Origin of the sequence: Polynucleobacter sp. JS-Fieb-80-E5 (assembly GCF_018882015.1) — a bacterium.
Classification (GTDB): Bacteria; Pseudomonadota; Gammaproteobacteria; order Burkholderiales; family Burkholderiaceae; genus Polynucleobacter.
The window spans coordinates 260,274-281,143 of sequence record NZ_JACVPH010000004.1; the positions used below are offsets into that span (position 1 = coordinate 260,274).

The window sequence follows — 20,870 nt, forward strand, 5'->3', positions numbered from 1 at the left end:
AAAATTTTCGGAGAGTTAGGTAATGGAATTTAAAACGTATATGTGTTTGATCTGCGGTTGGGTGTATGACGAAACCGCTGGTTTGCCTGATGAAGGTATTGCACCTGGAACCCTTTGGAAAGATGTTCCGATGAACTGGACTTGTCCAGAGTGCGGTGCCCGAAAAGAAGATTTTGAAATGATGGCAATTTAATTCGGAAGCAATGATGACAAAATTAGATCAAAACGAAGTTTTATTTGCGCGCGCACAAAAGACAATTCCTGGGGGCGTTAATTCTCCAGTGCGAGCATTTCGTCAGGTGGGCGGAACTCCCCGTTTTGTTACTAGAGCCCAAGGTCCTTATTTCTGGGATGCTAATGATCAGCGTTATATCGACTTAATTATGTCTTGGGGCCCAATGATTGCGGGCCACGCTAATCCTGAGGTGGTGGCTGCGGTTCAGAAAGCTGCTGAAACTAGCTTTAGTTATGGTGCCCCTACGGAAGGCGAGATTGAATTGGCTGAGCGTATCTGTGCACTTATGCCGAGTGTCGAACAAGTGCGTATGGTTTCTAGTGGAACTGAAGCAACGATGAGTGCTTTGCGTCTCGCTCGTGGTTACACTGGCCGTGACTTGATTATTAAGTTTGAGGGCTGCTATCACGGCCATGCTGATAGTCTATTAGTCAAAGCAGGTTCGGGTTTACTTACCTTTGCAGACTCTACCCAAAATGCACCTTCTTCTGGTGGCGTTCCACAGGATTTGGTGAAGCATACTTTAGTTCTGCCATATAACGATGTGGCAGCAATTGAGGAAGTCTTTAAAAAGCAGGGAGATCAGATCGCCGCTGTGATCTTGGAGCCGATTGCCGGCAATATGAATCTCATTCAGCCTTCAAAAGAATTTTTATCGACTATTCGAAGTTTGACTAGTAAGCATGGCAGCGTCTTAATCTACGACGAAGTGATGACTGGTTTTAGAGTCGCTCTAGGTGGCGCTCAGTCCTTGCAGGGCATAACCCCTGATCTCACTTGCCTAGGTAAGGTCATGGGCGGCGGCATGCCTATGGCGGCGTTTGGTGGTAAGAAAGAGATCATGAATAAGCTTGCCCCCTTGGGTAATGTTTATCAGGCGGGTACTTTATCTGGTAATCCAGTAGCAGTTGCTGCAGGATTAAAAACTTTGGAGATTATTTCTCGCGAAGGTTTCTACGAATGCTTGACTGGCCAAACAGAAAAGTTAATGGCAGGCTTAAAACAAGCTGCAGATAAAGCCAACATTCCTTTTGCTGTGGATAGCGTTGGCGGTATGTTTGGCTTTTACTTCGCTGATCAGGTGCCAACTACCTATGAAGCAGTTACTAAAAGCAATATTGAGGCGTTTAAGAAGTTTTTCCACTTCATGCTGGATGAGGGTGTGTATTTGGCGCCATCTGCCTACGAAGCTGGCTTTACTTCCATAGCGCATGACAATGCAGTAATCGATGCCATCATTGCTGCTGCCGAGAAATCCTTTAAAAAGCTTTGAGCTTTAACGATTAAATAATCAATATTTCTGATTGTTTACATTCTGAGTGGGTGGTCGTAACCACTTACCTGAATGAGCTCTAGATTTTTAGAGTCTTTATTTGAGCTAGAAATTTCTAGGGCAGAAAGCTTGCCACCCCACACACAACCAGTATCAAGGCCAATCACATTATCTTGCCGCAATAAGCCCAGGGTTGACCAATGACCGAAATAGGTAAGAACGTCTTGAGTCTTCCTGCCTGGGACTTTAAACCATGGGATGTAGCCTTTGGGGCCTTTCTCCAAGCCTTCTTTGCTCTCAAATTCCATTTTTCCAGTGGGTGTGCAGAAACGCATTCTGGTTAAAGTATTCGTGATCACACGTAGGCGTTCATAACCTTTCAGTGATTTGCTCCACTGATTTGGTGTATTTCCATACATATTGGCCAGAAAATCTTTATACGATTTGCTACGTAAAGTTTTTTCTACTTCTTGCGCGCATTCAATGGTTTGCTGCAGATCCCATTGCGGTAACACTCCCGCATGCACTGTTAATACTTTGCCATTGCTTAAGGCCATGGGTCGATTACGAATCCAGTGAATCAGTTCTTTGCGATCTGGTGCCGACAGTATGGGTTCAATAGTGTCCAGGCCTTTGGATTTTCGAAGTCCTGCGTCGATTGCTAGGAGATGTAGATCATGATTGCCTAAGATGCATTCAGCGCGACCTGATTCTTGTAAAACTTTTAGCTGGCGTAATGCACCAAGCGAGTCTGGGCCGCGATTGACGAGGTCCCCCAAAAAAATCATCTTCGATTTTTTTGGAAGTTTCTTGACTAGGGCTTTGAGAGAGGGCGCACAGCCCTGCACATCCCCTACGGCGTAGATCTTGCTCATACCCTATCTTAAATCGGAACTGTGAATAGGGCGCTAATGATTCTGTGTATTAGGCGACTTTTTTAACCACGCTGTAACGCACCAAGGTGTTTTTGCGCGCTTCATCGTGATCCACTACCGGCAGTGGATAGTCACGCCCAATTACGATCCCGGCAGCCTCTAGCTCAATATGGCCGGCTCTCCAGGGGGCGTGAATAGACTTTTTGGAGAGCTTTTCCAGCTGCGGTAAGTAGCGTTTAATAAATTTACCCTCTGGATCAAATTTTTCTGACTGGGTAATGGGGTTAAAGATCCGGAAGTAGGGTTGCGCATCACATCCTGATGAGGAGGCCCACTGCCAACCACCATTGTTTGAGGAAAGCTCAAAGTCATTGAGATGTTCTGCAAAGTAGGCCTCGCCCCAGCGCCAATCTATTCCCAAATCCTTGGTCAGAAAGCTGGCAACCACCATACGTAGGCGATTATGCATATAGCCACTTTGATTTAGTTGATGCATGGCGGCATCAACTAATGGGTAGCCTGTTTTACCTTCGCACCAAGCGGCAAAAAGTTTCTTTGCCTTTGGACCAGATTCCCAAGTGATATTGTCATAATCGGGTTTAAAAGAGGCGCCTTTTGCTAAGCGAGGATGATTGGCCAGAATCATGAAATAAAAGTCTCGCCATATGAGTTCGCTTAACCAAATAGTTGCACCCATGCTGCCAGCTAACATGCGACGATGAGCTTCGCGTACTAAGCCACGAATAGAAAGCATCCCAAAGCGTAGATGGGTTGAGAGATAGCTAACACCCTTAATTGCCGGGAAGTCCCTACCAATCTGATATTGATCAATGCGATGGAGGAAGTCTTCTAAAAAGGTTTGACCGCCCTCGGAGCCAGGTGGTAGATAGCTTTCAATGCCGGTAGGGCAAAATCCCATCGACTCTAGAGAAGGCAGTTTTTGATCTAATTTTTTTGGTAAGACCCCTAGTTGCTTAGGCTTTGGATTGCACTCATATGCAGCAAGATCTTTTTCTTGGAGAGTCTTGAGCCAGTTATTTTTATAAGGCGTAAAGATTGAAAAGACAGTATTTGAGTTTGTAAGAATTTCTTTTTTCTCAAAAATCACTTGATCTTTAAAACTTTCAAAATCAATTCCTAATTTTTCTAGAGATGCTTTAACGGTTTGATCTCTCTCAATCGCTGAAGGTTCGTAGTCACGATTGGTGAAGACGGCTTCCACACCTAGCTCTTTTGCAATTTCTGGAATACACTCAGTAGGTTTTCCAAAGCGAACAATGAGCCCACCACCTTGCTTGCGAAGCTCGTCATCAATTTGCTTTATGCCCTGCCAGATAAAATCTACGCGGCGGTCATGCTTGAGTCCGTTGGCGTCTAAATCACCCTTCAATAAGGGTTTGAGAATGTCTGTATCAAATACGAAGGTAAGCCAAACTTGGCCACTTTCTTTTAGGGCGTGGTGAAGCGCAGCATTGTCATAGAGGCGGAGGTCACGGCGGAGCCAAACGAGAGCTTTTTGCATAGCCCCTATATTAGGGCTTATTCAAGGTAAATGCAGGCGGCTAGGCAGGGCAGACAGGTTAAGATCCTAAGGAATTATGGATACGATCTTTTTTATTCTCTCGAAGGTGGTGCAATTTTGCATTGAGCCCCTCAATTGGGCGATTGTTTTTGTCTTTCTAAGTTTACTTTTTTTATCGCTTAGAAAGTCAAACCTGTGCAAACGATTTTTATTGTTAGCACTACTAGATCTATTTATTGTCGGCTGGCTCCCGGCCTCAGAGGTTTTATTGAGGGGTATTGAGAATCTCGTTCCTAAAGTAGGGCTATCTAAGAATTTAGCAGATGATGTTGGCGGGATTATTATTTTAGGTGGAGCTATTTCTGGTGGGGAAATCGCAGTAGATCGCGCTGAGGTATCTATTCATGCTTCAGCAGAACGCATTACCAAAGCCTTCGAGTTGATTCGAAAATACCCTACGCTGCCTTACATATTTAGCGGCTATTCGGGTCGAATTACCCCAAGAGGCATATCTGAGGCTGATGCGTTCAAGCAGCTTGTCCAAGAGCAGGGTTTAAATGAGGAAAAGGCTCTTTATGAAAATCGGTCTCGTAATACTTACGAAAACGTACTTTATATGAAGCCGATGATTGAGGAATTGGGGGTCAAGAACGCATCTGGGCAATTGAAACCGTGGTTATTGATCACCTCCGCAAGTCACATGTATCGATCTACGAAGATCTTCCAAAAACAGGGCTTGTTAGTGCTGCCCTTACCGGTGGATTACCAGACGGCCAACAGTCTTCAATGGACCTCTTTTAATTTGGTTGATGGGGCCCAAAATTGGCATGATGTTATTCATGAGCTGGTTGGCCTTTTTGCTTACTGGATTACCGGAAAAATCTAGATATTCTGTAAAATAAGCCATATGACTCCGGCTAAAAAAGCACCCCCTGCTTCAGAACGAGCTTCTGTGTCAGAGTCATCAATTTCCTTTTCCGCAGACCATCTCGCCAATCAGTTTTTAATTGCTATGCCGGGCATGGTGGATCCTAATTTTGCTGGTTCTGTGATTTACCTGTTTGAGCATACCGAGAGGGGTGCGATGGGCTTAGTCATTAATCGCCCTACCGAGGTCGATTTGGAAACGCTCTTTGACAAGATTGAGTTGAAATTGGAGATTGCTCCATTATTAAAGCAGCCAGTATATTTTGGTGGCCCGGTTCAGATAGAGCGCGGCTTTGTTTTGCATGAGTCTGATGCACTATCGCCTTATAGCTCTTCTTTGATTATTCCAGGCGGCTTGACGATGACCACATCCAAGGACGTACTTGAAGCGGTAGCTGTCGGCAAAGGCCCGCAACATTTTTTGATGACCTTAGGTTATGCCGGCTGGGGCGCTGGTCAGCTTGAAGAAGAAATTACGCTGAATGGCTGGATGAATGTGCCATTAGCACGCGAACAAATGATTGAGATCATTTTTAATACCCCATCAAGTCAGCGTTACGAAAAAGCGGTGAGTCACCTAGGTTTTGATTTGTCTCATCTGTCTGGAGAGGCTGGGCATGCCTGACGCATTGACGGTGATGGCATTTGATTATGGAACTCGTAGAGTGGGTGTGGCAGTTGGAAACTCCGTTACAAAAGCAGGCCAAGCTTTGAAGACCATTGCAGCGCCAAGTGGGGATGTTCTTTTTCAGGTAATTGAGAAACTCTTGAAAGAGTGGCAGCCCGATCAATTAGTAGTTGGTAGGCCGGTGCATCCAGACGGCACACCCCATGAAATGACTGCAAAGGCAGTCCGCTTCGGCAATCAGTTGCATGGCCGCTTTCAGTTGCCGGTTTCCTGGGTGGATGAGCGCTATACCTCAGCAGTTTTGGAGGGGGACTCCAAGATGCACGACAATCTAGATGCGCACTCTGCAGCCCTTATTTTGGAGCAGTATTTTGCAGAACACAGCGTGAAGCCCCTGAGTTAGATTAAGTTAAACGCCAGAAAAAGAAATAGATCTTATATAGAGCCCGGACCAGAGAATGAATGCTGAACAGTTATACGGAAAATTACTAGAGAACTTGCGCAAGAGAGCGCAAGAGGGTTCTTTCGAGCTTGCTGGGCTTGCTATGGGCGGTGCATGGATTGCAGAGCGGCTCGCCCATGATTTAGGGCTTCCACACTTTGGGATCATTAATGTCGCTTTTCATCGAGATGACTATGCGGAGAAGGGCATGACAGCCTTGCGTACCGCTAGCACCATGACCACGCATTTACCTTTTGATGTCAATGGCGCCAATGTGGTTTTGATAGATGACGTATTGCTCACTGGTAGGACTGTTCGAGCGGCTCTCAATGAATTATTTGATTTTGGAAGGCCTGCGCAAGTTGAACTCATGGTCCTCGCTGATCGAGGAAATCGTGAATTACCAGTAACTGCTAATTTTGTAGGTGAGCAGGTGCAGGTTCCAGAAAACCAAATTCTGGTTTTAGAAAAAGATACCGCTGGCAAGTTCAGCTTTCAGCTAGAGGAGCGTGAGTAATGAGTCAGCTAGTGAATCAATTTAATGCGGCTGGAGAGCTAACGCATCTTCTCACTCTAGAGGGCTTGCCTAAGGAGCAGATTCTGCATATTTTGGATACTGCGCAACAGTTTGTTAGCGTGACAGATCCTGCTCGCGAGGTGAAGAAGGTCCCATTACTGCGCGGCAAAAGCGTATTTAACTTGTTCTTTGAGAACTCCACACGTACTAGAACAACTTTTGAGATTGCTGCTAAACGCTTATCCGCAGATGTCATTAATTTAGATATTTCTACATCTTCCACCGCTAAAGGCGAGAGCCTTCTAGACACCATTGATAACTTAGTGGCAATGCAGGCTGATATTTTTGTTGTGCGTCATAGCGTATCTAAGGCTCCAATTGAAATCGCGAATCACGTGCCTGCGCATGTTCACGTCGTGAATGCAGGTGATGGTAGCCATCAACATCCAACGCAAGGCTTGTTGGATATGTATACGATGCGTCACTTTAAGAAAAACTTTAAAGGTTTGAAGGTGGCGATTGTGGGGGATATTGTTCATAGCCGCGTTGCTAAATCGAATATCCATGCGCTCACGACTTTAGGTTGTGAGGATATTCGGGCAATTGGTCCAGAAAGTTTGCTTCCAAGCGATCTAGATATGTTGGGTGTCAAAGTCTTCCACAGCATGGAAGAGGGATTAAAGGATGTGGATGTCGTAATGACACTGCGTATTCAAAAGGAACGCATGGAAACTGGTCAGGTTCCCGAGGGTGATGCTTTCTTTAAACAGTATGGCTTAAACCCTACTCGCCTAGCTTTAGCCAAATCCGATGCCATCGTGATGCATCCAGGACCCATGAATCGGGGTGTTGAGATTGATTCAATCGTTGCTGATGGTCCTCAATCGGTGATCTTGAATCAAGTAACCTTTGGGATTGCAGTACGTATGGCCGTGATGTCCATTGTTGCTGGTAACTAGTCGAGCTGCTTGAGTGACCATTTCTTTGCCTGCTGTGACTGAAAAAAAGCGTTGGCTGATTTTGACCCATGCATTCAATATGGATGGCCGCGCAGCGAGCTTAACCATTACTGACAAAATCCCTTATTTGTTAGAAGCGGGTGTTGAGCCAATTGTATTTAGCGCCATCACCGGCATCAAAGATCAACGTTTTCCACATTACCAATTTATTGCTTGGGGCCCTTCAGGTTTTCGTTTTGACTTTCGTCATTGGGTGGCCAATAAATATGGTCGTGGATTTATTTACAAGATCACCACGAGAACAGTTTCGATCTTGTTGGCACCACTTATTGCGGTTGAGAAGCTTTGCCTTGGCTACTCCAGTCAATGGTCATGGGCATTACCAGCCTTTTTACATGGCTGGAGACTAATTCGTGCCGGTAAAGTTGATGTGGTGATGTCTGTTGGTAGCGCTTGGTCTGCTCACTTGGCAGGTGTATGGCTCAAAAAAGCAACCGGCATTGAATTAATTTCTGAAGTTCATGACCCATTGGTGATTCGTAAGAATCCTAATGATCCAGGGTTTGAGAAACCCAAAAACCGCGATGCCCGATTTAGACATTATTTAGAAAATCAACTCACTCGTTTTTCAGACAAGGTCTGGTGGTTTACTGAAGGTGCCTTGCATTATGCTAAGGTACGCAATCCCAATCTCAATACACCCCATAATGCCCATGGATTTGTAGTAACCCCTGGCGCTGAGCCTCCGGGCAGTCTTAATGCCAATAGGGCGCATGCCTATACATCTCAACTCAATCTTTGTCATTTTGGCTCGCTAGCCAATGATCGATCACTCTCAACTGTTTTAAATGGTCTTGTTCCTCTGTTTGAGAAATATCCAGAGGCTAGAAATTTAATTCGAGTCCATGCTTATGGCGCTCCTCTGGATTCTCTATCGCTTGATGCAATCAATCAACTGGGATTCTCTGATGTATTGCTGGCGCATGGTCGTTTAGAAAAAGATCCTGTCAGCGGTAAGTCTGGGCGCGAGCGGGTTGTTGAAAAGATGCAAGAGGCAGATGTTTTAATATTGCTGCATGGTAATGATGAGTGGTGTGCTGAGTACATTCCATCCAAGTTCTACGATTACCTCTGGGCCGGTCGCCCGATCTGGGGCATTACCCACCGCAATCCCCAGTTAGATCAAATGTTGCTCGATCGAGGGGCATATTTAAGTGCTGAAGGCGATTCCGGGGGAATTGCCATGGCCTTAGAGAGAATTTGGTTAGACTGGCAGGGAAAACATTTGATTGAGCCAGCCTGGAAGCCGATTGGCGTTGATCAGGCTGTTAATACCATATTGACGAATGTGCAAAGTCACGCTCAATAACAACTGGAAAATCATTTGAAAGATTTTGTTCTTTACTGCAAATCCTATTCAAGGGATTTCCTGCGTCTAAAGCGCTTGCTGGACTCCATTAGCAAGTTCAATGTTGATCACCTGCCTTTTTATATCTCCACTCCAAAAGCGGATAAAGCCCTTCTTATAGAAGTTTTGGGGCAAGAGGGTTACACCTGGGTGGCTGATGAGGATATTGTGGCCGCCAATCCTAAGTCGAGTTTCGAAAAATATCAGGCTATGCCAGGTGGCTTGTCACAGCAGATTGTGAAATCTGAGTTTTGGCGCTTAGGTCTTGCTGAAAACTATTTATGCCTAGATTCTGATAGTTTATTTATTCGAGATTTTCATCAATCTGATTTCTTATCTTTAGATGGCGTACCTTACACAGTCCTGCATCAGAACAAAGAACTTTTTCAAATAGCAGCTAATCGTGGGCAAGATAAGGTTGAGAGAGATCTTAGGGCCGAAGCAGACCGCGTACAAAAATTATTTGGCCGAATAGGCCCAAATTTTTATTGCGCGCCAGCCCCTTTTATTTGGTCGGCCAAAGTTTGGCAATCATTGGATACACAATTTCTCCAACCTCAAGGTATGAGTATTTGGGATTTGATTACCTCTGAATATCCTGAGACTTTGATTTATGGAGAAGCCCTCCTGAAGTTCCATGCTATTCCGCTTATAGCGATTGAGCCCTTGTTTCGGATCTATCACTACGATTGGCAATATTTCCTAATGAAGCGCCTTGGTGAAACCGAAGCTAAGGTTGCAAAGCATTACATGGGGATTATTTATCAGTCCGCTTGGGAATCTGAGTTGAATTTTGGCGCTTCGCAGAAATCACTTCCTTCCCGTCTGCTTAAGCGTATAAAGCGCTTTGGCCGATATTTACAAAGCTTTATCTAATGAAGCTACCTGTAGTTAGTGTGCTCATGCCGGCATTCAATGCTGAGAAATATATTGCACAGGCAATTGAAAGTATCCTCAAACAAAGTTTTTCTGATTTTGAACTCATTATCTTGAATGATGGATCAAGAGACAACACAAGTCATATGATCAATCACTTTAATGATCCCCGTATTTATAAAATAGATCTTCAAGAAAATCAGGGCTTAGTTAAATCTCGCAACCAACTGGTCGCCGCGGCTCGCGGAAGCTATATTGCTTTTTTAGATGCGGACGATATTGCTATGCCTCATCGCCTACAGACTCAAGTTGACTTCTTAAACACCAATCAAGCTGATATCTGTGGAAGCGCTTATGATTCATTGAATGAGCTTAGTGGTAAGGTAAAAGCCTCTAAGCAGCGCTATTCAGATGCGGATATTCGTGCGCTTATTACGATCTCTAGCCCACTGTGTAATCCAGCGGTTATGGGTAGAGCGGAGATATTCAAAAGCCACCCTTATCAAAAGGGCAGGGACTATGCCGAAGATTATTCATTATGGGCAGAACTGGCTTTAGCAGGATATCGTTTTGCTAATCTCAAAGAGAGGCTGATCACTTACCGTATTCATTCTAAGCAAACCAGTCAGGTTCAAAATTCTGAGACAAATACTATTTTTGCAAATAGTCGTGAAAATTATCTCTTAGGCTTGGGTATATCGCCGAAGTTAACACCAAGAGCAATGGGTTTCGCTGATCGAATCAAGGTTGCTATTCCATTTTTAATGCAATTGAATCAAAAAATTTGCGGTATTTCAGTGGCGGCCAATTATGAGATTTATGCTCGCTTTCAATATCGTGGAAATAGTTTATTAACACCATTCACGAGGCTAGAGCGTTTGCTGGTATCGATGTTTGCTTCTTTTACATCCTAAATTAAATATTTTTTTAAATTCGTTGCCAGGTATTAGGTAATAAATCATCCCAATTCATGCTCAGATCATTGGTCCATTTTTTTGGGCATAGAATGACTCCGTTTGATTGCTTGCTTAACCAAGCAGCCCACCAACTTAAAGAGCTGTTTGCAATCAAATGATTTTGGCAGTGAGTCATGAGTTCAAGCTCTTGAATTACTGCATCGCTATTATCGAGTGATTGTATGAAGGTAGTTCTCTCTGAGTGAGGGAGGTTTTCCTTTGCCCATTCAAGATCATCCGAGAATACAAAAAAATGTATTTCTGGATTTTGCTCTAGCAATAGCTTCATACCCGCATGATAGTAATCAAGGCCAATAAATCCATGCACTTTTGCAGCGCTCGCTAGATTGACATAATCACAGCGACGCACGTGCACCATAGCCGATGCAGTCGCTTGAATGTGTTGAAGATAGTTTTGGTAATGGGTATCGAGCGACTTCTTGGGGCTGATCTCGCTTTGGAGAATGGCTTTAATGCTCTCAAAGTATTTATAAGATTGCCAATAACCCATGAGGTAGAGGTTTTGTTGCTTAAAAGCAGGCGACTTATTTAGTCGGGGGTCAAATCGATAGGGGGCTTGCTCTGCAAAGACAAACGGATTGATGGGCCAGAATTTTTGGGCAATGCGTTGTATACGTTTTGGGCGCTGAATCTTTGGCTGAAAGGAAATCAGAGACCCTTTGGTATTTAATTCACTCAGCATTAGCTCTCGAGGAGTCACATCATCATAGGTTTGGGTATACCAACTATGGTCTAGTAGTAAAGGAACTTGCTTTTGCAGGGCAAGAGCCCTTCCAGTGGCGTATTGAAAGAGTTGGTTGCCAAGTCCACCCTGTAGCTGTGCGATGATATTCATAACTTTATAATTAAAACATCAGATGGGGCTTTCGGTATGTTTACTGAAAACTGCAAACCCTCTGATTCCATATAAATAGGTAATTTATGCTCATTGGCAGTATTTACGGTTGGGAAAATGGGGGAGATGACATTTTCAACCCTCACAGCCTGCGTAATCGAGACAATTGTCTTGAGCCAATGCGTGTTTTGCAGGAAGTGGCACTGAGTCAAGATGTCGAGTTACATACTGCAGACGTCAATGAGAAGAATGGTGTAAGTCTAGATTTTGGGCTCTATGTTGAGTCAGTCGACTTTGTTTCTGCATCCATCAAGAAGAATTACTTAATTCTGTATGAAACACCACTAACAGTCCCCAGAAATGCTGAATATCAATACCTCAATCATTTCGATGGCATTTTTACTTGGAATAAGGATTTACTTGAAAAAGGCTTTTCGGATGATCAAGGAAGAATCATTCCTGCCGAACGCTTCATTGAGATATTTCACCCCAACCCCATCCCAGCGGAATGTGGGCAAGACTTTGTAAGTCCGCCTTTTTCTCAGCGACCTCATTTGGTGTGTTTGATTGGGAGCAATCGGCATGCCAACGCGCATGATGACCGAGAGCTCTATTCGGAAAGAGTGCGAGCGGTTCGTTGGTTTGAAAAGCACGCGCCTGGAGAGTTGAAGCTCTATGGCAATGGCTGGAAAGTTCCACAAAAGCGATTAGGTAAATTAGGCAAGCTTCGTTATCGCATGGAAAAAATTTATCCATGGATTACATCAAGGCCAGTGTTTCCCAGTTACCAAGGGCCCGCAACAACTAAGCATGAAGTTTTGAGTAAGACCAAGTTTTGCATTTGCTTCGAGAATGCGAGAGATATTCCGGGGTATTTAACTGAAAAGATCTTTGACTGTTTATTTGCTGGCTGCATTCCTATTTATTGGGGTGAAGCTAATGTGGTTGATGTAATTCCGCCCGGTTGTTTTATTGATTTCCGAAAATTCGCTGATTATGGTGCCCTAAATCAATTTATTAGCACCATGACTGCGCAAACCTTTGCTTCTTATCAAGAGGCTGCCATTCAGTTTTTAAAGAGCTCGGGCTTTACTCCATATAGCTCAGAGAGCTTTGCCAAGTGCATCGTTGCCGGGCTCAAGCACAACTAGCCGTGCAATAATTCGTTATGACTTTAATAAACTTAAGCTCACGATCTAGAAAGCCTATCGCTGATTCGGAGATATTGTTGGCTGGCCCCGTCAGAAATGCCTCTAATCATATTGCTAACGATATTGAAAAGGTTCTGACGAGCCTTGGTCAATTTAAGGCAGTCTATTGTTTTATTGTTGAGAGTGATTCTAGTGACGACACTCTGCAAAGACTGGAAGAGATGTCTAAGAAATTCAAGAATTTCTCATTCATCACTGCTGGTCAACTCAGCAAAAAACTTCCAAAAAGAACGGATCGGATTGCATACGCTAGAAATTTAATTATTGATGCGGTGGCTAGTGATCCAAAATATCAAAATATAGATTACGTCGCTATGGCCGATTTGGACGGTATGAATGGTCTGGTGACTCAAGAAAAAATTGCGCAATGCTGGGAAGTGGATGAGCCGTGGGATGTCATTACGGCCAACCAGCTTGGTGGTTACTATGATATTTGGGCATTAAGCCATCCCCATTGGAACCCCATGGATTGCTGGGAACAAAAGCATCGCTTAGAAGCAATCCTGGGCGACAAGGCAGCTACCGAGATTGCGCTTGGTTGCAAACAAGTGGTAATTGATCCTCGCGCAGACCTCATTGAAGTGGATTCTGCATTTGGTGGCCTAGGAATCTATAAGCGCGAAGCATTTTTGGCGGGTAGATATGCTGGGACAGATGCACAGGCTGGAGGCATAGATGTTGCTGACCACACCCCCTTTCATCGAGAGTTGCGACAAAAGGGTTTCCGCATCTTTATTAACCCTGCCTTGATTAACTGCAATAAGGCCTCTGGATCTGATGAACCTTTAGTGCTTCCTAAGCCTAGAGGCGCAGTAAAGCTCATTAAAAAATTAGGCATTTTGATATTTGGTAAGAAACGCTTTAACAAGTATCTACAATTGATGCATACCCCTTAAATTAGAGGCAATCAAATGATTTTGGTAACAGGCGGCGCAGGTTTTATTGGTGGTAATTTTGTCTTGGACTGGCTCAAGGTTCCGGGCAACGAGGGCATTATTAATTTAGATAAATTAACGTATGCCGGCAACTTGGCCACCCTTGACTCTTTAAAAAATGATCCACGCCATATTTTTGTTCATGGCGATATTGGAGATAAAGAGTTAGTTGCTAAGTTATTAAAAGAGCATAAGCCGCGCGCCATCGTCAACTTTGCTGCTGAGAGTCATGTGGATCGTTCAATTCATGGTCCAGCTGAATTTGTAACAACGAATATTGTTGGTACATTTAATTTATTAGAGTGCGCACGCGAGTATTGGAATACTCTTGAGGGAAAAGAGAAAGAGGGATTCCGCTTTCATCATGTGTCTACCGATGAAGTGTATGGTTCTTTATCGTTGACTGATCCTGCTTTCACAGAAACCAATCCTTACGAGCCAAACAGTCCTTATTCAGCGTCCAAAGCAGCTTCAGATCATTTGGTGCGCGCTTGGTTTCATACCTATGGGTTCCCAGTAGTCACTACCAATTGCTCCAATAACTATGGCCCTTATCACTTCCCAGAGAAGTTGATTCCCTTAGTGATATTGAATGCACTTAATAGCAAGCCTTTGCCAATTTATGGCGATGGTCAACAGATTCGAGATTGGCTGTACGTTGGCGATCACTGTTCGGCAATTCGTGAAGTATTGGCTAAAGGTAAATTGGGTGAGACCTATAACATTGGCGGCTGGAATGAAAAAGCCAATATCGATGTTGTGAAAACGATTTGCCGTATTTTGGATGAGCTCAAGCCACGCGCTGACGGCAAGCCATATGCTGAGCAAATTACCTTTGTAAAAGACCGTCCTGGTCATGACCGTCGCTATGCAATTGATGCTGGCAAAGTAGAGCGTGAGCTTGGCTGGCGCCCGGCGGAGACTTTTGATACAGGAATTCGTAAAACGGTTCAGTGGTATTTGGACAATCCAGTTTGGATCGAGGGCGTAGTGAGTGGCTCTTATCGCGACTGGGTCCAAAAGCAATACAACTAAGTTCCCGATGAATATTCTGGTGTTTGGTAAAGATGGTCAACTAGGTAAAGCCTTCCGAGTGCTTTTTGATGCTGTAGCACTTCCGGATAAAGTGAACATTCAATATGTTGGTCGCACTGAATGCGATCTCAGTAACGGCGAGGCTCTTAATGCTTTGCTTGCTAAAGAAAAGCCAAGTCTCATCATTAATGCTTCCGCTTATACAGCCGTTGATAAAGCTGAGACTGAGATTGATATGGCATACGCCATTAATGCGCGAGCACCAGAATTTATGGCGCAATATGCTTCTCAACATGGCGCCACTTTCTTGCACTATTCCACTGACTATGTGTTTGATGGCAGTAAAGATGGCTGGTATGTAGAGGACGATGTACGCAATCCCTTAGGTGTTTACGGAAAAAGTAAAGCAGCTGGCGAGCTTGCTATAGAAAAGGCTTTTGCAAATTCATCGCTAGGTCAGTTTGCTATTTTCAGAACAAGCTGGGTTTATGGTGATGGCGGTAATTTCATCAGAACAATGTTGCGCTTAGCAAAGGATCGTGAAGAGCTCAAAGTCATTCATGATCAGCATGGTGCTCCAACTAGCGCAAATTGGCTCGCAAAAGTAAGTCTTAGTCTAGCTCTGGATGAGCACTTCAAGATTAAAAAGTTTGCTTCTGGCATCTATCACGCCGTGCCTGCTGGAGAAACCACCTGGCACGGATTAGCCTGTTTGGCGATTCAGACTGCCCTTGATGCGGGAATCACGCTGAAAGCAAAACCTGGGGCTATTAAGCCTATTCCGGCTATCGAATACCCCTTGCCAGCCCCACGACCAATGAATTCCCGTATGGAGAGCGCTAAATTGCGTCACGCACTACAAGGCAGCCTTTTGGAAGCTTCAAACTCTTATAATGAACCCCAAAATATGCCAAATTTCCCAGTTTGGGATGGCATAGTTCAAGAATACGTATCCAAGCTTGCTGCGGATGGTTTGATCTAAAAACCCCTCTTGCTGCCTGAGGTACTAAATAGGGGTAATTTGCATGGCTGTAAATCGTAAGGGCATTATTTTGGCTGGTGGGTCTGGAACTCGTCTGTACCCAGTTACTCAGGCTGTCTCTAAGCAACTAATGCCGGTTTATGACAAGCCGATGGTTTATTACCCTTTAAGCACTTTAATGTTGGCTGGTATTCGTGACATTTTGCTTATCTCCACCCCGCATGACACACCTAGATTCTTAGAGTTATTGGGTGATGGTTCGCAGTGGGGTCTCAATATTGAATATTGTGTGCAGCCTTCACCAGATGGTTTGGCACAAGCATTTACTTTGGGTAAGAATTTCGTAGGAAATAATCCTAGCGCCTTAGTTCTTGGCGACAATATTTTTTATGGTCATGAATTGGTTGACCAATTGGATAGTGCAAACGATCGCGGTACTGGCGCAACAGTATTCGCTTATCACGTGAATGATCCTGAGCGCTATGGCGTGGTTGAGTTTGATAAAGATTACAAAGCACTCTCGATTGAAGAGAAGCCTCTAAAGCCAAGAAGCAGTTACGCAGTTACTGGTTTGTATTTCTATGACAACCAAGTGTGCGACATTGCAGCCTCGATTAAGCCTAGCGCTCGTGGGGAGCTTGAGATTACCGACGTAAATCGTGTTTACCTGGAAAAGAATGAATTAAGCGTAGAAATCATGGGCCGTGGCTTTGCCTGGTTGGATACGGGAACTCACGACTCATTGCTCGATGCTGCTGGCTTTATCGCCACGCTGCAGAAGCGCCAGGGACTAATGGTTGCCTGCCCCGAAGAGATTGCTTATCGTCAAGGCTGGATCACTGCAGAAGCAGTTCAAAAAGTGGCAGCACAGCTAAGTAAAAATAGTTATGGACAGTATCTCAGCAAGATTTTGAATGAGCTCAACACTTCTGCGCAACCCATCTCTCTATCCGCCAAGAAGACTAGCAAATGAGCACCCCTTCTAAATTGCAAATAATGCCAACCGCTATTCATGATGTTTTCATCGTAGAACCCAAAGTATTTGGTGACGAGCGCGGTTGGTTTACTGAATCGTTTAATGCAGAAGACTTTGCTAAAGCAACCGGGCTGGATGTTGAATTCGTTCAGGACAACCATTCCTTTTCTCGTCAATGGACTTTGCGTGGGCTGCATTATCAGTTGGAGCAGACTCAAGGTAAATTAGTGCGAGTCGTCGCTGGTAGCGTCTTTGATGTTGCAGTAGATATCCGCAAAGATTCTCCAACTTATGGCAAATGGGTTGGTGTTGAACTCAGCGCGCAGAATCATAAGCAGTTATGGATTCCAGCAAAACTTGCACACGGCTTTTTAGTGCTTTCAGAAACGGCAGAATTTTTATATAAAACCACTGATTACTACCACCCGCAAAGCGAAGCCTGTCTTGCCTGGAATGATCCAACGATTGCTATTGAGTGGCCTTTGCCTACTGGTATTCAGCCCAATATGAATGCTAAAGATGCAGCTGGCCATTCATGGGATGCGGCTCCGAAGTTCTAATGCGATATCAGGCGCTCTTAAAAAGATAAGATAATGCTCATATGAGCGCTGTATCTTCTACCTCCGTGGTAAATCATTCTTCTGATCCTAAGATTTTGTTAGTGAAGCTTTCCTCGTTGGGGGATGTGCTTCATAACTTACCGATTGTTTGGGATTTGCGCGCACGCCTACCGCATGCCCAAATTGACTGGGTAGTTGAGGAAGGTTATGTTCATTTGCTTGAGCCACTTTTAAGTCGCGATGGATTTAGAGGTATAGATCGCATCATTCCATTTGGTTTGCGTCGCTGGAAAAAGAATCTTCTCAAGGCGTCAACATGGCAGCAATTTTTTAGATTCAAAAAAGAGCTGCAAGAAGTTTCTTATGACGTCATTATTGAAACTCAAGGACTGCTTAAATCGGCCATTGTTTGTTATTTGGCTAGCAAATCCCCAAATGTTGTGATTGCAGGACTTGCCAATGCAACTGAGTTTTCTGGTTACGAGCCGATAGCCCGTTCTTTCTACAACCAATCGGTCCAGGTCCCCACTCAGTGTCATGCGGTAGACCGTTCCCGTTGGGTCATGTGTTCTGCGTTAGATTGGCCTTTGGTTGATCGTGCTAGCGCCCCAAAATTCTATCCACAGACTTACGTTGATTCTCTGAATACGACTTCATTAAGCATCTTCGAGAAATTGAAGTCTCCCTATGTGCTATGTTTTCATTCAACAGCTAGAGAGGCAAAACGTTGGCCCAATGAAAATTGGGTAATGCTGGGTAAGGAGTTATCCGGCAAGGGCTTACAAGTGGTATTTCCTTGGGGAAGTGCTGCGGAGAGAGATGTCAGTATTCAAATTGCAGGTCAAATACCGGGCGCGATAGTGCCACCTGCATTTTCAATTGAAGATGCTTTCTCAGTCATTACGGGTGCTGCACTCACAGTTGGTGTAGATACTGGCTTGACCCATTTAGCAGCAGTGTTGGGTAAGCCAACAGTAGAAATTTATTGTGACTCACCTAGATGGAAGACCGAAGGTTATTGGTCTGAGAGCATTCGCAATGTCGGTGATATTCAGACGCCACCAAGTGTGGCAGAAGTGATTGAAGCCTCTATGAATTTGCTACTTAACGCAGCAGAGAATTAATCGCCAACAAATCCTCATCGGATAGACTGGACGCACTTGCTTTGAGTTTGAGCGCATTTAAGACTGTGCTGTAGCGCGCTTGCTGCAGCAGGGAGCGGGTAGTAAACAAGGTATCGACTGCAATTAATACGTCGATATTAATTAAAGTCCCAACCTGAAAGCCTAGTCGACTAGATTCCACGGCGGACTCTGAAGATCTCTCTGCCGCTTCATAGGCTTTAACACTCGCTAGACCACCATAGAAGCCAGTGAATGCTGCGCGCGTATTTTGTGCTGCAGTACGTCTTGCATTGTCATAGTTGGCTTTAGCGGTATCCACCAAAGCAGCATTCTGTCTAATGACGGAGCTATTGAAGCCACCAGAAACTAATGGAATGCTCATCTGTAACGCAATAGTATTGTTATAGACGTTAGTTTGAGCTGGTGAGTAATTATTCGGTGTGCCGTTTGAGGTGTTATAGCCTGAAGTGCCCACTAAATTGAGTGATGGATAGTTCAAGGCCTGGGCTGCGCGATAAGTGCTTTCGGCCAAGCTAACTGAAAGCTGACTTGCTAAGACTTTAAAGTTTGCGGCTTCCGTTTGATTAATCCAGTCATCTAAAGTTTGACCAGGTGGCAGTACTGGATTGACGTTATCAACAAGAGGGGTGCTTTTATTTTCTTTGCTTTTACTTCGAGGATCTTTCAGCACACCATCAATTTTGGCTGCTTTTACTAAAGGCTTGAGTGCGGCAACTGGATGTCCAACCAATTGCTCCAGCACACCCTTCTTTACAACTAAATCTGCTTGTGCAGCAATCTCTTGAGAGATGGTAAGGTCATAGCTAGCTTGGGCTGTATTAACGTCTACGATCGTTGCTAAACCGGCATCAAATTTGGCTTGTGCAACATCTAGCTGCTGCTTAATCAGATCTTTCTTGTTGCGATAGAGCGCCACATTGTCTTGACTTGTTAGCGCATCAAAGTAAGCTTGTGAAACTCTCAGAATTAAATCTTGCTGAGCTTGAAAGAAATTCATATCAGCAATCTTGGTATTCAGATCGCCTTGCTTAAATGCCTCTAATGCCGCCATATTAAAAACAGGCTGGGTAAGGGTTACGGTGTAGCTCTTCTGGTCAAAGACACGGGAGTTGCCCGGGCCTGTGGAGACAACTGTAGACCCAGCACCATGCTGGTAGTACCGAGTACCACCAGGTGTTGCATTGGCTTGAGGTAGTAATAAAGAGAGGCCCTGCCAGAAGAGTTCTTTGCTCGCCTGATAGTTAAAGCGCGCAGCGTTTAAAACTGGATCGCTAAACGCGGCATCTTGATAAAGCTGAATGAGGTCATTGTATTGAGCATTGCTATTACCTGACTTGTTATTTCCAAGATAGGATGGGGTTGCACTATCAGGTAACGCGGTCTTATTGGGTGGAGGTGCTATCTGTGGTGGCTGCTCTAAGCCAATCAGAGTCGATGCACTCATTGGGGTGGGTAAGGCTGGTCTAGGGGCCGCGCTGGGGCTTTGCGCAAGGGCGTCGAATGACCAGGTGCCGAGACCGAGCGCTTGACTGAGGATCAAACCAAAGGCGGTAAGTCGAGAAAGTCTAAAGCGGGTTGGGGTCATGTAATTCGGATACTTTTCAATGTGCCATGCAGTTTAAGGCTAATTTATTCAAAATGCTCATTTAGACGCTATTTTGCCAAATACCCTGCTTTACCTCTAGATACCTATAAAATTTGGTCTATGGATCTAATTTTGTTAATAAAAGCAGTCATTCTGGGGGTGGTAGAGGGGCTAACGGAGTTTTTGCCGATCTCTAGTACTGGGCATCTGATTTTGGTTGGAGATTTGCTCAACTTTAATGATGATCGAGGCAAGGCTTTTGAGGTCATCATTCAGTTTGGCGCTATTTTGGCGGTTTGCTGGGAGTTTCGCCAGAAACTCATAAAGGTTGCTACCTCATTCTCGGGCAGTCCCATTGCGCGTCGCTTTGTACTGAACTTATTAATCGCTTCTATTCCTGCAATGGGCTTGGGCTTCTTGTTTGGTAAACATATTAAGGCGGTGTTGTTTTCGCCGATTCCAGTAGCGAGCGCTTTTATTGTGGGGGCCTTAGTTATTTTTTGGGCTGAACGTCGTCAGCAAAATCGTGCGGATGTTTCTAGTCACATTAAATCAGTGGATGACCTTACTCCCTTGGATGCACTCAAAGTCGGCTTAGCGCAATGTGCGGCCTTGATTCCGGGAACGTCTCGCTCGGGCGCAACCATTATTGGTGGCATGCTATTTGGCTTACCTCGCGCTGTTGCTACAGAGTTCTCATTCTTCTTGGCTATACCAGTGATTGGTGGCGCTACTGCTTATGAGTTGCTCAAGCTTTGGAAGGCGCCGGTGGCTTTCTCTGGAGAATTCACTCTAGCTACTATTGTTGGTTTCGTTGCCGCCTTTATCTCTGCATTTATCTGCGTTCGCTGGTTAATTCATTATGTTGCCCACCACAACTTCATTCCATTTGCTTGGTATCGAATCGCTTTCGGCTTGTTAGTGTTATTGACTGCTTACAGCGGATTAATAGCTTGGTCTCACTGAT

The 20,870-nt window shown here is 44.6% G+C and carries 22 protein-coding genes; 18 read left to right on the forward strand and 4 right to left on the reverse strand.

Going from position 1 to position 20,870, the window contains the following annotated elements:
* Window positions 1-22: 22 nt before the first annotated feature.
* Window positions 23-193: a rubredoxin gene (locus tag ICN44_RS07965; protein ID WP_216263422.1), complete on the forward strand. Its 171-nt coding sequence runs from the start codon at window positions 23-25 to the stop codon at window positions 191-193.
* A 13-nt stretch (window positions 194-206) separates the two neighbouring features.
* On the forward strand, window positions 207-1,508 hold the full coding sequence (gene hemL, locus ICN44_RS07970; RefSeq protein WP_216263483.1) for a glutamate-1-semialdehyde 2,1-aminomutase: 1,302 nt from the start codon (window positions 207-209) through the stop codon (window positions 1,506-1,508).
* A 35-nt stretch (window positions 1,509-1,543) separates the two neighbouring features.
* Here the strand turns inward: hemL and ICN44_RS07975 are convergent, their stop codons facing one another.
* Both ICN44_RS07975 and ICN44_RS07980 read right to left on the reverse strand, forming a co-directional pair.
* Window positions 1,544-2,383 carry a symmetrical bis(5'-nucleosyl)-tetraphosphatase gene (locus tag ICN44_RS07975; protein ID WP_216263423.1) on the reverse strand — a complete coding sequence of 280 codons (840 nt, stop codon included), beginning with the start codon at window positions 2,381-2,383 and terminating at the stop codon, window positions 1,544-1,546.
* A gap of 49 nt (window positions 2,384-2,432) precedes the next feature.
* Window positions 2,433-3,905, reverse strand: coding sequence for a deoxyribodipyrimidine photo-lyase (locus tag ICN44_RS07980; RefSeq protein WP_216263424.1), 1,473 nt, complete (start codon window positions 3,903-3,905; stop codon window positions 2,433-2,435).
* Window positions 3,906-4,116: 211 nt separating this feature from the next.
* Here ICN44_RS07980 and ICN44_RS07985 point away from each other — a divergent pair, with 211 nt between their 5' ends.
* The 8 genes from ICN44_RS07985 to ICN44_RS08020 all read left to right on the forward strand — a co-directional run bounded on the left by ICN44_RS07985 (window position 4,117) and on the right by ICN44_RS08020 (window position 10,576).
* A complete protein-coding gene (locus tag ICN44_RS07985; RefSeq protein ID WP_255537506.1) occupies window positions 4,117-4,791 on the forward strand; it encodes a YdcF family protein in 675 nt (224 codons plus the stop codon).
* Window positions 4,792-4,917: 126 nt separating this feature from the next.
* Complete coding sequence (locus ICN44_RS07990; RefSeq protein WP_255537523.1) at window positions 4,918-5,457, forward strand: YqgE/AlgH family protein; 540 nt, start codon at window positions 4,918-4,920, stop codon at window positions 5,455-5,457.
* Complete coding sequence (gene ruvX, locus ICN44_RS07995; protein ID WP_216263427.1) at window positions 5,450-5,863, forward strand: Holliday junction resolvase RuvX; 414 nt, start codon at window positions 5,450-5,452, stop codon at window positions 5,861-5,863. Before ICN44_RS07990 ends, ruvX begins: the two co-directional genes overlap by 8 nt.
* Before the next feature lie 55 nt (window positions 5,864-5,918).
* Entirely contained in the window at window positions 5,919-6,419 is a 501-nt protein-coding gene (pyrR, locus tag ICN44_RS08000; RefSeq protein WP_216263428.1) for a bifunctional pyr operon transcriptional regulator/uracil phosphoribosyltransferase PyrR, read from the forward strand.
* Window positions 6,419-7,378 carry an aspartate carbamoyltransferase catalytic subunit gene (locus ICN44_RS08005; protein ID WP_216263429.1) on the forward strand — a complete coding sequence of 320 codons (960 nt, stop codon included), beginning with the start codon at window positions 6,419-6,421 and terminating at the stop codon, window positions 7,376-7,378. The genes pyrR and ICN44_RS08005 overlap by 1 nt, the downstream gene beginning before the upstream one ends.
* 13 nt (window positions 7,379-7,391) lie before the next feature.
* A complete protein-coding gene (locus ICN44_RS08010; protein ID WP_370624884.1) occupies window positions 7,392-8,747 on the forward strand; it encodes a hypothetical protein in 1,356 nt (451 codons plus the stop codon).
* A gap of 15 nt (window positions 8,748-8,762) precedes the next feature.
* On the forward strand, window positions 8,763-9,662 hold the full coding sequence (locus ICN44_RS08015; RefSeq protein ID WP_255537508.1) for a DUF6492 family protein: 900 nt from the start codon (window positions 8,763-8,765) through the stop codon (window positions 9,660-9,662).
* Entirely contained in the window at window positions 9,662-10,576 is a 915-nt protein-coding gene (locus ICN44_RS08020; RefSeq protein WP_216263430.1) for a glycosyltransferase family A protein, read from the forward strand. Before ICN44_RS08015 ends, ICN44_RS08020 begins: the two co-directional genes overlap by 1 nt.
* A gap of 13 nt (window positions 10,577-10,589) precedes the next feature.
* On the opposite strand, the gene ICN44_RS08025 is transcribed toward ICN44_RS08020, so the two are convergent.
* Complete coding sequence (locus tag ICN44_RS08025; RefSeq protein ID WP_216263431.1) at window positions 10,590-11,474, reverse strand: alpha-1,2-fucosyltransferase; 885 nt, start codon at window positions 11,472-11,474, stop codon at window positions 10,590-10,592.
* A gap of 86 nt (window positions 11,475-11,560) precedes the next feature.
* Between ICN44_RS08025 and ICN44_RS08030 the strand changes: the two genes are divergently transcribed.
* Genes ICN44_RS08030 through waaC form a run of 7 tightly spaced genes read left to right on the forward strand, consistent with a single transcriptional unit; the run spans window position 11,561 to window position 18,297 of the window.
* Window positions 11,561-12,625: a glycosyltransferase family 10 domain-containing protein gene (locus ICN44_RS08030; protein WP_216263432.1), complete on the forward strand. Its 1,065-nt coding sequence runs from the start codon at window positions 11,561-11,563 to the stop codon at window positions 12,623-12,625.
* A 17-nt stretch (window positions 12,626-12,642) separates the two neighbouring features.
* Entirely contained in the window at window positions 12,643-13,581 is a 939-nt protein-coding gene (locus tag ICN44_RS08035) for a hypothetical protein (RefSeq protein ID WP_216263433.1), read from the forward strand.
* Between the two features lie 15 nt (window positions 13,582-13,596).
* Complete coding sequence (gene rfbB / locus ICN44_RS08040; RefSeq protein ID WP_216263434.1) at window positions 13,597-14,655, forward strand: dTDP-glucose 4,6-dehydratase; 1,059 nt, start codon at window positions 13,597-13,599, stop codon at window positions 14,653-14,655.
* Window positions 14,615-15,637, forward strand: coding sequence for a dTDP-4-dehydrorhamnose reductase (gene rfbD, locus ICN44_RS08045; protein ID WP_370624885.1), 1,023 nt, complete (start codon window positions 14,615-14,617; stop codon window positions 15,635-15,637). Before rfbB ends, rfbD begins: the two co-directional genes overlap by 41 nt.
* Before the next feature lie 43 nt (window positions 15,638-15,680).
* Window positions 15,681-16,610 carry a glucose-1-phosphate thymidylyltransferase RfbA gene (rfbA, locus tag ICN44_RS08050; RefSeq protein WP_216263435.1) on the forward strand — a complete coding sequence of 310 codons (930 nt, stop codon included), beginning with the start codon at window positions 15,681-15,683 and terminating at the stop codon, window positions 16,608-16,610.
* 23 nt (window positions 16,611-16,633) lie between these two features.
* Window positions 16,634-17,173: a dTDP-4-dehydrorhamnose 3,5-epimerase gene (gene rfbC, locus ICN44_RS08055; protein WP_255537515.1), complete on the forward strand. Its 540-nt coding sequence runs from the start codon at window positions 16,634-16,636 to the stop codon at window positions 17,171-17,173.
* A gap of 41 nt (window positions 17,174-17,214) precedes the next feature.
* Window positions 17,215-18,297: a lipopolysaccharide heptosyltransferase I gene (waaC, locus tag ICN44_RS08060; RefSeq protein WP_216263437.1), complete on the forward strand. Its 1,083-nt coding sequence runs from the start codon at window positions 17,215-17,217 to the stop codon at window positions 18,295-18,297.
* Here the strand turns inward: waaC and ICN44_RS08065 are convergent.
* Window positions 18,278-19,903, reverse strand: a complete 1,626-nt coding sequence (locus ICN44_RS08065) for a TolC family protein (RefSeq protein ID WP_216263438.1) — start codon at window positions 19,901-19,903, stop codon at window positions 18,278-18,280. The two genes, waaC and ICN44_RS08065, sit on opposite strands and share 20 nt — an antisense overlap.
* Window positions 19,904-20,023: 120 nt before the next feature.
* On the opposite strand from ICN44_RS08065, the gene ICN44_RS08070 reads away from it, so the two are divergent.
* Complete coding sequence (locus ICN44_RS08070; RefSeq protein ID WP_216263439.1) at window positions 20,024-20,869, forward strand: undecaprenyl-diphosphate phosphatase; 846 nt, start codon at window positions 20,024-20,026, stop codon at window positions 20,867-20,869.
* Window position 20,870: the final 1 nt, after the last annotated feature.